This window comes from Lonsdalea quercina subsp. quercina (assembly GCF_000688655.1).
GTDB lineage: Bacteria > Pseudomonadota > Gammaproteobacteria > Enterobacterales > Enterobacteriaceae > Lonsdalea > Lonsdalea quercina.
Genome location: NZ_JIBO01000004.1, coordinates 369337 through 383485, shown reverse-complemented (window position 1 = coordinate 383485; position 14149 = coordinate 369337). Strand labels below are relative to the sequence as shown.

The following is a 14149-nucleotide window of genomic DNA, read 5'->3' as shown; positions in this document are numbered from 1 at the left end:
GGAAAACACAAAATGGCAGCGGACCTAATAGCGTGAATCAGATTTCAACGTTGATACTGAAACCGGCAGTCGCACCTGAGGTATGGAACGCATCCGGTTTTAAGAGCGGTACGCCGGCGAAAACGTCATAGCTAATGTGTTGCCAAAGAGCCCCGCGTAGTCCCAAGGCGGAACCCGCAAGTTGATGCCCGACCAAATAACGTGTTCCCGGTCCGCCCACTCGCCCATAATCCAGCGCCAGATAGAGTTCATGTCCCCGCGACCGGATGTTCCAGCCTAATTCGTTACGCCAGACAATCCCTCTTTCTCCTGACAGCATCTGCTCGCCATCGAAGCCTCGTACGGTGTAGCGACCGGCAATCGCCAAACGTTCCTGAGGGGTTAATGCGTTAGCGCTCCACTGCCCACGCAAGGTGGTGGAGTAACGCAGGGATTGGTCGACGAATGTGAAAGGTTGATGAATACTCACGTCCCCCAACAGCACGCCCGTGCGCGCACTGCCGCTGTGCGTCGCTTCTTCCGGCGCGCGCGTCGCGCCGAATGCGCCGGTCCCACGACGCCAGCTAACATTGGCATCTACCGTGGTATCGCCGAAGTAACTGCGCTGATTGACGCCCAACTCCCAGCCCGCGGTGCGGCGACGCTGCTGTTCGATCTCAATGCCATTAACGGAGTTTGTGGCGTGTTTGCGGTAGGTCCGCAGGTTGAGCGTGGTTTTATNGGACTGATTGCGAAACAGCAATCTGGAAACGGTCACCACGACGTTGTCGCTTTTTCCGTTGTAGCTCAGGACTTCATTCGCGTTGGGAATATTTTGATGGTACGTGTAGTCGCTATAGTTAGCCGAAAACGCCCAATAGCCTACGGGGAAGAAGTAGTTCAGCGTGTTAGAGCGGTTGCCGTACGGCCCCTGAGCAAACATATCTCTGCCGATATTGGCGTAAAACAAATCGTTTTGTGCGAAAGGCGCATCGATGGCCAGCGTGGCGGTGCCCAGATAACGTCCGGTGCTTTCAGAGCCGCTGTCATCCAGTCCCAGACTCAGACGAACCGGGCGCTTTTCTTGCCAATTGACCCGCAAATCACTGGCGCCCTCCTGTTCTCCGGGAACAATTTCAATATCCGCCGTCGCGCTGGAAACACGCTTGAGGTTCTCCAGCCCCTGCTCGACATCTCGCAAATTGAGAATATCGCCACGCGATGCCGGAATGGCATTCCACAACCGCCCACGCCACGACGTCGGTTGGCCGAAGCGAATATCGCTGATGCGCCCCGGCTGAAGGGTAAGCGTAAGAATCCCTTGAGTTAAGTCCTGTTCCTGCGCCATTACTCGGGTGGTCACATAACCTTTTGCAAGAATGGCATTTTGCACTTTGTTGATAGCGAGCGTGATGCCCTGAGCGCCCAGACAGCGGCCGTTGGCATCGGCGGCAGAGGCCAAAGCCCACTGGAATTGCTCGGAAGCCTCTCCCTGTAATGCGAGGTAATGAAGGGTGAAGCAGGGATTTTCCTCTGTCGGATACCCTGGCAACGCGGCGTCAGGCGTTTGGAGACGAACATCGGCCTGCGGGGTGTTTTGTTCTCTCAGCGCACGCGTTCGCTCTTGCTGACGCAGCTGCTCGCGAGCATCAATCGCGGCGGCCCCTTGCATCGGCGCATCAGGACTGTCTGCCGCCATCACCGAGGAAGCATAGGCAAGCACGGTTGCAGCTAACACAGGGGAGATCGACTTTGAATAAGAAAAACACATCAGAAAAATCCCTTTAATGAAAAGATTTCATCCATTAATCGTAAGATTGTGTAAATTTCCACGTATTATTCATTCGGTGGTATTAAAAGCAAGCATATTATGTGCACTCTACAAACAAATCCGCGTCGCCCTTTCCTCATCCCTGACATCACAAGATCGCTTACCTCCCCCCAACGCCTCCCCTCGCCCCGACTCCTTTCGCGCTTTANCCCAAATTAATGTGAAGAAAATCACAAAAGCAGCAGCCGTTTTCCTGTGCAAATCCGCCTCGCCTGTCCGTCAAACGTCCTATAACCAAAACATATGTAAAACAAATAATTACCTAGCGGCATTAGAAGAGTCAGGACAAAATAGTGTGATGCCAATCACAAAATCAGGTGCTAAAACAGCCTGTCAAGCCTCGCTGGCCGAATGAAATGTTGCATAAGTGTGACGTGCTCCAAAAAAATTAATCCCGCCATCTCTACTATCGATCCCATAGTCACTGAGGAGCCTTCATCCGAGGTTAACCATGAGAATAGGATTGGTACTAAGCGGCGGCGATGTCAGCGGAATGAATAATTTCCTTTTTCAGATCAACCGGATGACAGAATCTGACATGGTGATCTTCGACGGCGGCATTAATGGGCTGATTGAAAATCGCTGCAAAGACATCACGCGCCGCGATCTGGTCGATTTATCTCTCTCTTCCGTGCCGTTGCTCGCGTCAGGGAGAAAGGAGGATAAATGCCGGAAATCCGACTACGAGAGGATTGTTAAGAACATTCGTCATAAGAAACTGGATTGTCTGATCATGGGCGGCGGCGATGGTTCTTTTCAGTTTCTGAAGACACTGAGCAGCTACGGCATCTGCTGTTACGGCGTGGGAATGACGATTGATAACGATATTGACGGCGACAGTTATACCCTCGGATTTTCCACCGCCTGCGAACAGGTCATCAGTGAAGTCGCCAAATTACGCAATACCGGACGCGGCTTGCCGGGACGGATATTTATTATTGAATTGCTGGGAGGCTACTGCGGCGAACTGACATTACAGGCGGCGNTAAAAAGTAATGCGGATATTGCGCTCATTCCAGAAGCCCCCTGGGACATTGATGTCCTGGCGGACCAGATAAAACAGAAAATAAAAATACAGAACAGCGTCATTATTTTATGTTCTGAAGGATATACCAAAGAATATACCCCCGGATTTCAGGGGGCGATTGATACCATGATTGGAAAGATAGAGCACAAGATAGGCATCCGCATCCGAAAAACGATTCTGGGATACGGTTTAAGAAATGGCACGCCGACCGGAGAGGAGATCATTCAGGGCGCTATTCTCGCAGAAGAGCTAGTGAGATGTATTAACAGCGGCCTGACAAATAAAATTGTTGTCATCAACAATAATAATAAAGCCATACCGATAGATCTTGAAAACATTAAAAAACGATTGGTGGACAAAGATAGTTATCTCTACAAACTCGCTAAAGTAAATAACCTTATCTGAGGTAATATTATGCTTAATGTACTCTGCGTATGTGGCTGCGGTCTCGGTTCAAGTTTTGCTATTGAAATGAGCGCCAAGTCTGTATTACAAAAACTCGCCATTGATGCGAATATCGATCACACAACAGTATCGGAAGCGTCATCCTATCAATACGACATTATTCTTACCCAAAAAATGTTCGCTGACATTCTAACGTCGGATGCCAGCGAAGAGGATAAGAAAAAAGTCATCATCTTGAATAAACTCACCGACAAAAAAGAAATTGAAGAAAAAATCCTCGCATATCTGAAATCCATCTAAAAAATGAGGTAACCCGTGGACGCTATTATTCATTTTATTGTGACTGATTTTCTAGGCCAGGCTTCGATATTAATTGCGTTAATCGCAATGATCGGTCTTATTCTGCAAAAAAAATCCGTCGGTAAAACCGTGGAGGGAACGTTCAAAACCTTATTAGGGTTTCTCATCATGATGGCGGGGATTAATATTATTGTGGCCGCCCTGACCTTTCTTAACGATATTTTTACCCACGGATTCGGCATGCAGGGGTATATCACGGACGTGGCGGCGATTGCCGGCGTCGCTAACCGTGAACTGGGTTCCGAAGTCGCGCTGACGCTGTTGGTGATTTTTGCCGTCAACATCCTCATCGCCCGGATCACGCCGTTCAAATACATCTTTCTCACCGGCCAGGCGTTGCTATGGATGGCGACCATTGGCACCGTCATCGGCTACAAAGCGGGGCTGACGGGCGCGACGTTGATTTTGACCGGCGGGATCTTCGGCGGCGTGATGGCGGTGCTGATGCCGGCCATCGCCCAACCTATCGTCCGGAAAATCACGGACTCAGACGATGTAGCGCTCGGTCATTTCTGTACCATCGGCTACCTCGTTCAGGCCGCGGTAGCGCGAGCAATCGGCAAAAACTCGCGCTCTACCGAAGATCTGGAACTGCCCGATAACTTCAAATTTCTGCAAGACACCTACCTGTCGATGGCGGTCATCATGGTGCCGATGTACCTCATTCCGGCCATCTTTGCCGGGTCGGCGTACATCGCGCAGTTCGCGGGCGAAACCAACTACATCATGTATGCGTTTATGCAGTCCATGCAGTTCGTCGCCGGGGTCTTCGTACTCTATAGCGGCGTCCGCCTGCTGCTGAATGAGCTGGTGCCCGCCTTCCGCGGCATCGCCATGCGGCTGGTGCCTAACGCCAAACCCGCGCTCGACTGTCCGGTGCTGTTCCCGTACGCCCCGAATGCCGTCATCGTCGGCTTTTTGGCCACCACCGTCGGATCGATTATCGGAATGCTGGTCTTCCCGCTGTTCGGGCTGGCCATGATCCTGCCGGGCCTGCTGACCAACTTCTTCGCGGGCGGTGCCGCCGGGGTCTTCGGCAACGCAATGGGCGGCAGAAAAGGCGCCATCATCGGCGGCGTGGTTCACGGCCTGTTCATTACCTTTCTGCCCGCGATATTGGTGCCGCTGCTAGAAACCTTCGGCTTCAAAGGCGTGACGTTCAGCGACTCAGACGTCATCAGTACCGGTCTGGTCCTTGGCCATACCTTCCAGCATGACTGGCCGTTCGTCATCGGTTTCATCGCCTTCGTCATCCTGATTGTCTGGCTAGCGAATAGAAAATTGGGCAAATAAGGCGGCAGAACGCGCGGGTTATTCCATCACGACGTGAGGAGGAAATATGTTCGCGAAATTAAAGCATCTCTTTCAATTAGAAAAGACGCCAGGGAAGCCGGAAAATGAAAACAGCGAAGAGGCGGAAACGCTTCACTCGGAAATCATGCAGCTGGAATCCGGACTCAAGAAAAACCCGGCGGATACCACGATTCAAAAACGGCTGATGGTGAAATATACCCAGGCGGTAAAAGTATTCTCAGCCGCTAAGCCGTATCGACATCAGGTTGACGATATTTTCCTGAGAATGGATGAGTTAAGAAACACCATCCGCAAAAATATATGAGGCGATATGACGATTAAATCATTTCTTGCTCAAAATTCGTTTATTCAGGTCAGAGTCAGCGTTAACGCCTGGCAGGAAATTATCGAAAAAGCGGCAAGACCATTAATTAAAGGTGGTTTTGTCACCGCTGACTATCCGAAAGCCGTAATTGATAACACATTGGAATATGGCCCCTATTATGTTTTTGATGAAGGTATCGCCATTCCTCATGCCCGACCGGAATGCGGGGTCATCAAAGACTGTTTCAGTATGGTGACACTCGCAACGCCCATCTCAATTAACGGCAGTGAACCCGTCGATATTATTGTGATGTTTGGCGGCGTTAACGGGGACTCTCATATTACGGAAGGCATTGCTTCCATTGTTGGCCTTCTGGATCACGAGGACACGTTAAGTCGAATAAGACACGCCGCCACCGTTGATGAAATACTTGGATTATTATGAAAAAACTGATTTTGGTTAATGGAATACCGGCATCAGGAAAAAGTTACGTTGCCGGACAGATTGCCGACTTTTTCAATTTACCTGTCTTGAGCATCGACGAAATTAAAGAGCCTTTTATGGCGCAGTTCGCCGATATTATTGACAGGCCATTGAATCGCCAACTGGGCTATTCCGCTTATGCGGCTATGTTCAACATTGTAAAAAGTTCGCCGTCGAACACGGTATTTATTTTAGATGCCTGGTTTGGATTTCGGCATAAATCAGTCTTAGCCAATTACCTGTCGCAATGCGACTGCGAAACCGTGATTGAAATATGGAATCAGATTTCGCCCGAGCGGGTGGCGGAGCGTTATTCCCAGCGCTGCCACTGCCGGGTGAAAGGACATCCCGGCGAAGAGTATATCCCCGAATTAGTCGCATTAGCGGAAAAGGCGCAGCCCATGGCGTTAGGCCCGGTTTACACCGTGATTCAGGATAAGGAGATCGAGACAGAACGCCTTATTTCATGGGTCGCTCAGCACCTTAATCATTCAGAACCCTACATCTTATCTCCTGTACGAGGAATTAACCGATGAACAAAATGACAACAGCAGAACGTCGTGGCTATCAAATGATTTGCGACAATACCGGCGCTATGATGGTGGTCGCCTGCGATCAGCGCGGCGGAATGAGAACCCTATTGGCCGATACGCCGGAAGAACAGGCGAAAATCAGTAACGAGACGCTGGGGAAAACCAAATACGATATTACGCAATATCTGGCGTCGGAGGCGGGCTGCGTGCTGGTCGATCCGCTCTGCGCCGTCCCCGGCATCATTGATGAAGGCGTGGTACCACGCAATACCGGCCTGCTCGTCGGCCTGGATGCCTCCGGTTGGGACACCTCGCCCGAAGGCTACCGCATCTCAAAAATGGTCGAAGGCATCACCGCCCGCAAAGTGCGTGAACTGGGGGCGACCGGCGGCAAAATCATGATCTACCTGCGCATGGATACGCCGGAGGCCAATACCGCCAATCTGGCGACGCTGCGCAACGTCATTGCCGATTTCGCCCGAGAAGATCTGTTCTTGGTCGTCGAGTTCCTGACCTATCCGCTGGAAAATGAAAGCAAAGAAGACTACCAGCGTAAAATTCCCCAGCTGATCCTGGAAGGCTGCCGCGCCTGCATCGACTGCGGCTCTAAAGTGCTGAAGATCCCGTACCCCGGCTCGGAAGCAGCCTGCGCCGCCGTCACGGAAACCTGCGGAGACGTTCCGTGGGCAGTCTTGTCCGCCGGCGTCGACCACGAAACCTTCCTGCAACAGGTTGACGTCGCGCTTCGAAACGGCGCGTCCGGCGTGATCGCAGGCCGTTCACTGTGGAAAGACTGCATCTCTCTTGACCGCAGCGTCACACGCGAAAAATTGACCACCCTCGCCGTGCCCCGTTTACGGGACATCCAGCGGCTGCTGGTGAAATATCGCCAACAACGCATCAGCGCTTAATCTCCGATTTAACCAGGCTGGCCAGCGCAGGCAACGGCGCTCGGCCAGCCCTGCTGACAGGAAAATGAGATGACGGACAGAGTGGATTTAATTATTTTCGACTGTGACGGCGTGTTGGTCGACTCGGAGATCATCGGTATCGAGCTGACGGTGTCCTTGCTGAATCAGCATAGGGTCAATATCGGGCTTGATGAGTTCACGCATCGCTACAGCGGACTCACCTGGGATGAGCTGCTCGACCAGATCCGCGTTCACAAGGGGGTCACGATCCCGCCCCACATACGTCAGGCGTTTTATCCGCAGCTGATGGCCGCGTTCGCCGACAGGCTGGTCAGTATCGCCGGCGTGCGGGAGACCTTGTCCCAAATTCCCCTCCGTCGGTGTATCGGCTCCAATTCCAGCGCGGAACAGCTGGATTACATGCTGACGCGGGTGGGTTTGAAGTCCTTGTTCGCGCCGTATATCTTTTCCGCGGTCGATCTCGGTCCAGGCCGCGGCAAACCCCGTCCCGACATTTTTCTGCATGCGGCTCAGGTCATGAATACCGCGCCGAAACAGACGATTGTCATCGAGGATTCCGTTCATGGCGTCGCGGCGGCGAAAAGTGCGGGAATGTTTGTCGTGGGATTTACCGGCGGCGCGCATACCACGCCCAGCCACCGTACACGGCTGATTGACGCAGGCGCCGATCGCGTAATTGAAGCCATGCCGCAACTTATCGGGGAGATACGCCGTTTCGAGCATCGCTCGATGGAAAGCCCAAGCCGCCATCGATGACGAAAATCGCACTCCCCAAGATAAGCACGTCATTTCCTCACTGGACAGAACGTCGTCACCGTCGGTCAGAAGAGGTAGCTGACAATAGGGTTAATACGCTGATGACAGCGTCGATATCCACGCCTATCAATCAATATATTGAATGAATGCTAAACGCTCCTCCAATATTTCCTGTTTTAGGAAGCGATTGAGAGCAATTAACTTCTCACATTGCAGATTATTTCTTAGCCAGGAGAAGTGGTATCCATACCCCGTTTTTATTGCATATTTGAATGGCAGGACCAACGTACCGTTCTCGAGTTCTTTTTTCACCATATTAACATCAACAATGGCCATACCTAGCCCTTGGAGCGCAGCGCTGATCGCCAAATCCATCGAGTTGAAATCCTGACGGTTTAAGGGCGTAAGATAAATATCGGCGGGGACTTTTTCGTTCCACAACATCAGCTTGTCTTCGGGTGATTTATAACCCAGCAGATCAATCCCCACCCTTGAGGAACGTGTGTATTGCGTTAATAGACTGGGTGAACAAACGGGGATCACCCNCTCCTCTAATAATAAAGTCTTCTCTTGGTTATCGGGACTTTCATCCCTATGGAGATATTGAACTATCCCGTCGAAACCTTCTTTTTTGAGATCTTTGATATCGATAAAATCAGCCCCTACTCGCTGACTATCGAGAATAATACGGGGGTAGTTCTCGTCCGCATCCAATTTCCTTAATACGGCTATAAACCAACGGAGTGAAAATGTCACAGGTGCGCTGACTTTCAAAATTTCTTCAGTATTTGAAAATTGTTCACAAGCATGACAGAGCGAATAAAATGCCTCATGAACTTCTTTCGCGAAATCCATCCCGTCGGACGAGAGAACCACTTTAGGTCCATTACGTTCAAATAAACGGCGCCCAAAAAAACTTTCTATCGTTTGAATATGTTTACTAACAGCGCTTTGGCTGATGGACAGCTCGTCTGCGGCCAAGGTAAATGATTGATACCTGGCGGCGGATTCGAAGGCCTTCAAAGCGTATAAAGGAGGAGTTTTCAACCAATCCATAGTCTTATACCACCATTTTCACACTGGAAGAGTCAATCCCATCACAGGGATGGTATTGCACGCAAAAAATTTATTTCGAACATAGTAAAACGGCAATAATTATAATTTATAAAACGACACTAGTCATACAATACCAATTCATCCCTAAACGCCACGCGGTTCGCCCTAGTATGATTTAGAGTAATACTTTTATGACTATTTTCCCTTTTTAATAAATACACATTTACGATATAAAAGCCATCATTATCTACTAATGAAACTATCACATTATTGAGAGATGGTTTTGCCTATTTGTATCCTTATAGTATCACACAGCTTCGAGCCGCCTGGGGAATGCTGTATTTCGTCCTATCGATTTTAACCTTGAGTTAAAATTAGAACAGAAACAACACATTCACAATATAAATGGTTTATTTATAAGGAAAACACGCTCCTTCTTCATTATTAATACCATATTTGATATTGACTTAATGTGACTATCTAACACGGTATTAATAAATGGCAGGAGAGTGAATCACTAAATAGAGGAACTAAACCTAAAATACCATATCTTCTCGCACTGATTTTATCTGTAAAAATAGCTTGTCTTATTAAAAATAGGAAATCAAAACACCAGTCACAAAAAATTATTCCCTCAACGCTATATTGCTGTTCAAATTTTGCGCCATCACCATCGGAATATTCGCATTGATTTTTTTATCAGGAAGTCGCGGTGACGAACCGGTAATGACCCGAATCTTCATCTGTTAATCGACCCATAAGGAGATACCACATTGAACCTTCAAAACACCCTGTTAATGATTCTGGTCGACGCTCTTTTCATCGGCGCTCCCCCGCTTGGATATTGACCCATACATCAACCTTCGAGACGGTCTTGGATCTTTCCCACGCTGAATCAGGTCTTTGCCTTTGGCGATATTCCGCTCGCCCACCAGGCGATGAAAGACGGAAAGATCCACGGCAATGCGGCGATATTGGTCAATGCGCCCTCACCCGGGTTGGGCGCGATCAAGGAAAAAGGGCAAAGAAAGGGCGAGGCCAAACCGCAAACGGCGACGACGTAAAAGCAAGACGTTATTGGAAGAGAAAATGTCAATTTATGACGCGGTTCAAACTTAAGGAAAGTTTGCCGATTTTTGATAGTGGCATTCATTAAACGAACGCAACATGCCTGTAGCCCGCGGGCGATAACCGCGCTAACCACGGACAGATTCACGCCATTAATCTGTTCGCCGTGCGACCGCTGTAGGAGCGACCGCACAGGGGGGCGCCTGAACGCCCGCAGGGAAAGCTATTCCGCGTTTCGACATCCCTCGATTCGCGGATGGGGTCAGAACCTATCCTGGAGGATCCACGTATGGGACAGTCAATATTCGAATCCACCGCCCCGGCAAGTCCGGCGCCTAAATTCGATATGCAATACGGTGTTTTTGCCTCATTGGATGATGCGGTGAATGCGGCGGCGCAGGCGCAGAAACAGCTGGATAATGTGGTCTTGCGGCAAAGGGTGATTACGGCGATCCGTCAGGCCGGTGAGCGCTACGCGCAGGTGCTGGCGGAAATGGCCGTGGCCGAAACCGGCATGGGCCGCGTGACGGACAAATATGCCAAAAATGTCTCTCAGGCACGCCGGGCACGGAAAGCCTGGAGGCACAGGTGATCACCGGCGACAACGGGATGACGCTGATCGAAAACGCGCCCTGGGGCGTGGTGGCCTCGGTCACCCCCTCGACGAACCCGGCTGCTACCGTCATCAATAACGCCATCAGTATGATCGCCGCGGGCAACAGCATCGTGTTTGCGCCGCATCCTTCGGCGAAGAAGGTCTCCCTGCACGCCATCAGCCTGTTGAACAGGGCAATTATCGCCGTAGGCGGCCCCGATAATCTGCTGGTCACCGTCGAAGACCCAAATATTGAAACCGCTCAGCGCCTGTTTTGCCATCCGGGTATTAGTCTGCTGGTCGTGACCGGGGGCGAAGCGGTGGTGGAGGCCGCGCGTAAACATACGGATAAGCGCCTGATCGCCGCTGGCGCAGGCAACCCGCCCGTCGTGGTGGATGAAACCGCGGACATCGCTCGCGCCGCGCGTGACATTGTGCGCGGCGCGTCCTTCGACAACAACATTATCTGCGTCGATGAAAAAGTGGCGATCGTCGTCGACAGCGTGGCCGACGCGTTGCTGACCCACATGCAGCAGCATCAGGCGGTGTTGCTGACGAGCGAGCAGGTCGAACAGCTGCTGCCGCTGCTGCTGACCGATATCGACGAAAACGGGAAAGGCCGCCCCAACCGCGACTGGGTAGGGCGCGATGCGGCGAAGATCGCCGCGGCGATTGGCCTGGACGTCGGCGACAACACGCGGCTGCTGCTGGCGGAAACGCCTGCCGATCATCCCTTCGCCGTGACGGAGATGATGATGCCGGTGCTGCCCGTCGNGCGCGCGGCCGACGTGGAAGAAGCCATCGAGCTGGCGGTGCGGCTGGAGGGCGGATGTCGCCATACGGCGGCGATGCACTCGACCGACATCACCCATCTGCACAAGATGGCGAGCCGCATCAACACCAGTATTTTCGTTAAGAACGGTCCCTGTATCGCCGGGCTGGGATTCGGCGGCGAGGGCTGGACATCCATGACCATTTCCACACCGACCGGCGAAGGGGTGACATCGGGACGGACTTTCGTTCGAATCCGTCGTTGTGTGATGGTGGATATGTTCCGCATCGTCTAGTTTTCGTATGCTAAGCGTCCCTGCCGCCAGCACAGAGTGGCAGGGACCACGCCCCCCATCGGCTCATTGTGCGACACAGCGCAAAGGTTTTACCGGAGGAAACGACAGATGAAAACAGACCATCGCCTTCATCCGCATCAGCTTNCCGCCCAGCCGACACCTCCCGACGCCGTCCAGGCATTACAGAGTCAAACTCATCACCCGATGCATCAGCGTTACACGCAGGACGTTTACGCCCAGTCCCGCACCATCACCGCCTGGCAACAGCTTTACGATCAAGTCTCGCCCGGCCATTTCCGCGGCGAGCTACAGGAACTGCTGTTAGACGGCATGCAGCTCTGTCACGAATACACTAATCTGGCGTTGCGCCAATCCTGTATGGCCTGGGCAGGGTCGTTATGGTTCGGTATTCCTTCTACGCAGGAGAACATGGGGTTTATCAACGCGCAACCGCTGGACAAGTACGGCATTGCCGTCAGCCCCGGCGGGAAAGAGTTCGAGCTTTCAACGCCGGACGACTTTTCCATTTTGGGGGTCGTGATTTCACATGAGTTGCTGCATCAATACATCGGCGCGCTCAGCGACCCGCAGTGGCTGACCGAACGGCTGACCCGCGGCACCACGCTGCAAATGGATCTCAGCAACAAGGAACAGCTCTGCGATTACATCCGCCATGCACTGTGGTACAGCTGCCATTTCCCGCAGGTCATGAAAAAAGGCAATACGCAGAAACTGTTGAACCATAACCTTCTCACGATGCTGATGTCGTTTCTGGAAAACGTCCAGCCGCCGACGGAACCGGCGCAAAATCATCATCACCGCAAACTGATCGCCTTTGCACGAGAATATGTGTTGAGCCAAACCTCAGAACCGGTCACCGTGCTGGACCTGTGCAATCGACTCCACGTCAGCCGCCGCACCTTGCAAAATGCCTTCCAGAACATCTTAGGCATCGCCCCCAACGCCTGGCTCAAAATCATCCGGCTCAATGCGGTGCGGCGAGAGCTGATCGACCCCGAGACACCGCATCGCACGGNGCAAGACGCCGCGATGCAGTGGGGATTCTGGCATTTGAGCCAGTTCGCCATCGACTATCAGAAATTGTTCAACGAGAAGCCCTCGCTAACCCTACGGCGTCACTGTCCGCAGTGACGGTCGGACTGCGTCTCTCACCCGCCCTGACGCCACGTCGCTTCGGGCGGTTCCCCTCCATCGCGCCGTCGATGCCGCGACATTCACGACAAATCCAGCGTATTTCACTGCTTTTCGGCCGCCGAAAAGAGAAAAAACTGACATGAACTATACTGTAACGGCGTGAATGGTGACGCGCCTTCATCGGAAGTCCCTACCCGGCCTCAGGCTCCGCAGCGAGCTGATATCAAGCGCGGCAAAGCGACACGTCCGGCGTTTGCGCTGGGCATGAACGCAAGGCTTTTGGTTCCACGGCAGCTTTGCGATTGCATTAAGCCCTCAGCGTTAACCGCGCCATCCTCGCGCCATCTGCATAAAACCCTGGGCTAAACACGACTTGAAAACAACAGTACCAACACACGCACACTGTGAGGAAAGTTATTATGTTCAATGATTTACAGGATAAGGTGGCGATTGTCACTGGCGCATCGAAAGGCATTGGCGCGGCGATTGCCAAGCGTTTCGGGGCGGAGAAAGTCAACGTGGTGGTGTGTTACCGCTCGGACGATGACGGGGCGAATGAGGTGGCCAAATCGATTGAGCAAAGCGGCGGAAAAGCCGTCCTCTTCAAAGGCGACATCAGCCTCGAAGAACACACGCAAAAGGTGCTTCAAACGGCTATCGACACCTTCGGACGTCTCGATATTCTGGTGAATAACGCCGGCATCGAGAAACAGACCGCTTCCCACGAGGCGACGCTGGACGACTGGAATCAGGTCATCTCTGTTAACCTGACCAGCTATTTTCTGACCGCCAAACTCGCCATCAAGTATTTCCTGGAAAACAATATTCAGGGCACCATCATCAACATGTCTTCCGTGCACGAGCAGATCCCGTGGCCGACTTTCGCCAGTTACGCGGCCAGTAAAGGGGGCGTGAAACTGCTGACGCAGACGCTGGCGCTGGAATATGCGGACAAAGGTATTCGCATCAACGGTATCGGACCGGGCGCCATCAATACGCCCATCAACAAAGAAAAAATGAACGACCCTGAGAAACGCGCGGCGCTGGAAAAAATGATCCCGATGAAACGCGCCGGCGAACCCGAAGAGATCGCCAATGTCACGGCCTGGCTCGCCTCTGAGCAAGCCTCTTATGTCACCGGCATTACGCTATTCGCCGACGGCGGCATGACGCTCTACCCCTCTTTCCAGGGCGGTCAGGGATAACCCCCTCCCCTCAGCAACGCTTCCTTCCTTTCTCTTCGCGCCGTGGGCCGAAGGGAAGGGAGACGTCGTTAATCCGTTA

The 14149-nt window shown here is 52.2% G+C and carries 13 protein-coding genes and 1 pseudogene; 12 read left to right on the top strand and 2 right to left on the bottom strand.

Translation table 11 applies throughout. The features are described 5' to 3' along the window. Positions 1 to 37: 37 nt before the first annotated feature. Positions 38 to 1678: a ShlB/FhaC/HecB family hemolysin secretion/activation protein gene (locus RZ35_RS04555; protein ID WP_235195083.1), complete on the bottom strand. Its 1641-nt coding sequence runs from the start codon at positions 1676 to 1678 to the stop codon at positions 38 to 40. A 583-nt stretch (positions 1679 to 2261) separates the two neighbouring features. On the opposite strand from RZ35_RS04555, the gene RZ35_RS04550 reads away from it, so the two are divergent. From RZ35_RS04550 to RZ35_RS04515, 8 genes are all read left to right on the top strand, one after another. Then, positions 2262 to 3242 carry a 6-phosphofructokinase gene (locus RZ35_RS04550; RefSeq protein ID WP_026742236.1) on the top strand — a complete coding sequence of 327 codons (981 nt, stop codon included), beginning with the start codon at positions 2262 to 2264 and terminating at the stop codon, positions 3240 to 3242. A 9-nt stretch (positions 3243 to 3251) separates the two neighbouring features. After that, positions 3252 to 3542 carry a PTS sugar transporter subunit IIB gene (locus RZ35_RS04545; protein ID WP_026742235.1) on the top strand — a complete coding sequence of 97 codons (291 nt, stop codon included), beginning with the start codon at positions 3252 to 3254 and terminating at the stop codon, positions 3540 to 3542. 15 nt (positions 3543 to 3557) lie between these two features. Further along, positions 3558 to 4895: a PTS sugar transporter subunit IIC gene (locus RZ35_RS04540; RefSeq protein ID WP_026742234.1), complete on the top strand. Its 1338-nt coding sequence runs from the start codon at positions 3558 to 3560 to the stop codon at positions 4893 to 4895. Between the two features lie 46 nt (positions 4896 to 4941). Next, on the top strand, positions 4942 to 5220 hold the full coding sequence (locus tag RZ35_RS04535) for a hypothetical protein (protein ID WP_026742233.1): 279 nt from the start codon (positions 4942 to 4944) through the stop codon (positions 5218 to 5220). A 6-nt stretch (positions 5221 to 5226) separates the two neighbouring features. Then, positions 5227 to 5664: a PTS sugar transporter subunit IIA gene (locus RZ35_RS04530; RefSeq protein WP_026742232.1), complete on the top strand. Its 438-nt coding sequence runs from the start codon at positions 5227 to 5229 to the stop codon at positions 5662 to 5664. Continuing rightward, positions 5661 to 6239 carry a P-loop NTPase family protein gene (locus tag RZ35_RS04525; protein WP_051625471.1) on the top strand — a complete coding sequence of 193 codons (579 nt, stop codon included), beginning with the start codon at positions 5661 to 5663 and terminating at the stop codon, positions 6237 to 6239. Before RZ35_RS04530 ends, RZ35_RS04525 begins: the two co-directional genes overlap by 4 nt. Then, positions 6236 to 7147 (top strand): tagatose-bisphosphate aldolase, encoded by a 912-nt coding sequence (locus tag RZ35_RS04520; RefSeq protein WP_026742231.1) that lies wholly within the window; start codon positions 6236 to 6238, stop codon positions 7145 to 7147. Before RZ35_RS04525 ends, RZ35_RS04520 begins: the two co-directional genes overlap by 4 nt. A gap of 69 nt (positions 7148 to 7216) precedes the next feature. Beyond that, a complete protein-coding gene (locus RZ35_RS04515; protein WP_026742230.1) occupies positions 7217 to 7924 on the top strand; it encodes an HAD family hydrolase in 708 nt (235 codons plus the stop codon). Positions 7925 to 8050: 126 nt separating this feature from the next. On the opposite strand, the gene RZ35_RS04510 is transcribed toward RZ35_RS04515, so the two are convergent. Further along, positions 8051 to 8980 (bottom strand): LysR family transcriptional regulator, encoded by a 930-nt coding sequence (locus tag RZ35_RS04510; protein ID WP_051625470.1) that lies wholly within the window; start codon positions 8978 to 8980, stop codon positions 8051 to 8053. 938 nt (positions 8981 to 9918) lie between these two features. Between RZ35_RS04510 and RZ35_RS18435 the strand changes: the two genes are divergently transcribed. From RZ35_RS18435 to RZ35_RS04490, 4 genes and pseudogenes are all read left to right on the top strand, one after another. Further along, positions 9919 to 10044, top strand: a complete 126-nt coding sequence (locus RZ35_RS18435; RefSeq protein WP_268748613.1) for a hypothetical protein — start codon at positions 9919 to 9921, stop codon at positions 10042 to 10044. A 350-nt stretch (positions 10045 to 10394) separates the two neighbouring features. Next, positions 10395 to 11710: pseudogene (locus RZ35_RS04500) on the top strand (aldehyde dehydrogenase family protein). Positions 11711 to 11818: 108 nt separating this feature from the next. Next, on the top strand, positions 11819 to 12862 hold the full coding sequence (gene eutR, locus RZ35_RS04495; protein ID WP_026742228.1) for an HTH-type transcriptional regulator EutR: 1044 nt from the start codon (positions 11819 to 11821) through the stop codon (positions 12860 to 12862). Between the two features lie 422 nt (positions 12863 to 13284). Continuing rightward, positions 13285 to 14070 (top strand): glucose-1-dehydrogenase, encoded by a 786-nt coding sequence (locus tag RZ35_RS04490; protein WP_026742227.1) that lies wholly within the window; start codon positions 13285 to 13287, stop codon positions 14068 to 14070. The last annotated feature ends 79 nt before the right edge of the window (positions 14071 to 14149 follow it).

What these genes read in the sequence shown, in the direction of transcription:
- RZ35_RS18435 (WP_268748613.1), top strand. Translation starts at nt 9,919, where the DNA reads ATGAAAGACGGAAAGATCCACGGCAATGCGGCGATATTGGTCAATGCG.
- RZ35_RS04520 (WP_026742231.1), top strand. Translation starts at nt 6,236, where the DNA reads ATGAACAAAATGACAACAGCAGAACGTCGTGGCTATCAAATGATTTGC.
- RZ35_RS04535 (WP_026742233.1), top strand. Translation starts at nt 4,942, where the DNA reads ATGTTCGCGAAATTAAAGCATCTCTTTCAATTAGAAAAGACGCCAGGG.
- RZ35_RS04525 (WP_051625471.1), top strand. Translation starts at nt 5,661, where the DNA reads ATGAAAAAACTGATTTTGGTTAATGGAATACCGGCATCAGGAAAAAGT.
- RZ35_RS04515 (WP_026742230.1), top strand. Translation starts at nt 7,217, where the DNA reads ATGACGGACAGAGTGGATTTAATTATTTTCGACTGTGACGGCGTGTTG.
- RZ35_RS04490 (WP_026742227.1), top strand. Translation starts at nt 13,285, where the DNA reads ATGTTCAATGATTTACAGGATAAGGTGGCGATTGTCACTGGCGCATCG.
- RZ35_RS04545 (WP_026742235.1), top strand. Translation starts at nt 3,252, where the DNA reads ATGCTTAATGTACTCTGCGTATGTGGCTGCGGTCTCGGTTCAAGTTTT.
- RZ35_RS04530 (WP_026742232.1), top strand. Translation starts at nt 5,227, where the DNA reads ATGACGATTAAATCATTTCTTGCTCAAAATTCGTTTATTCAGGTCAGA.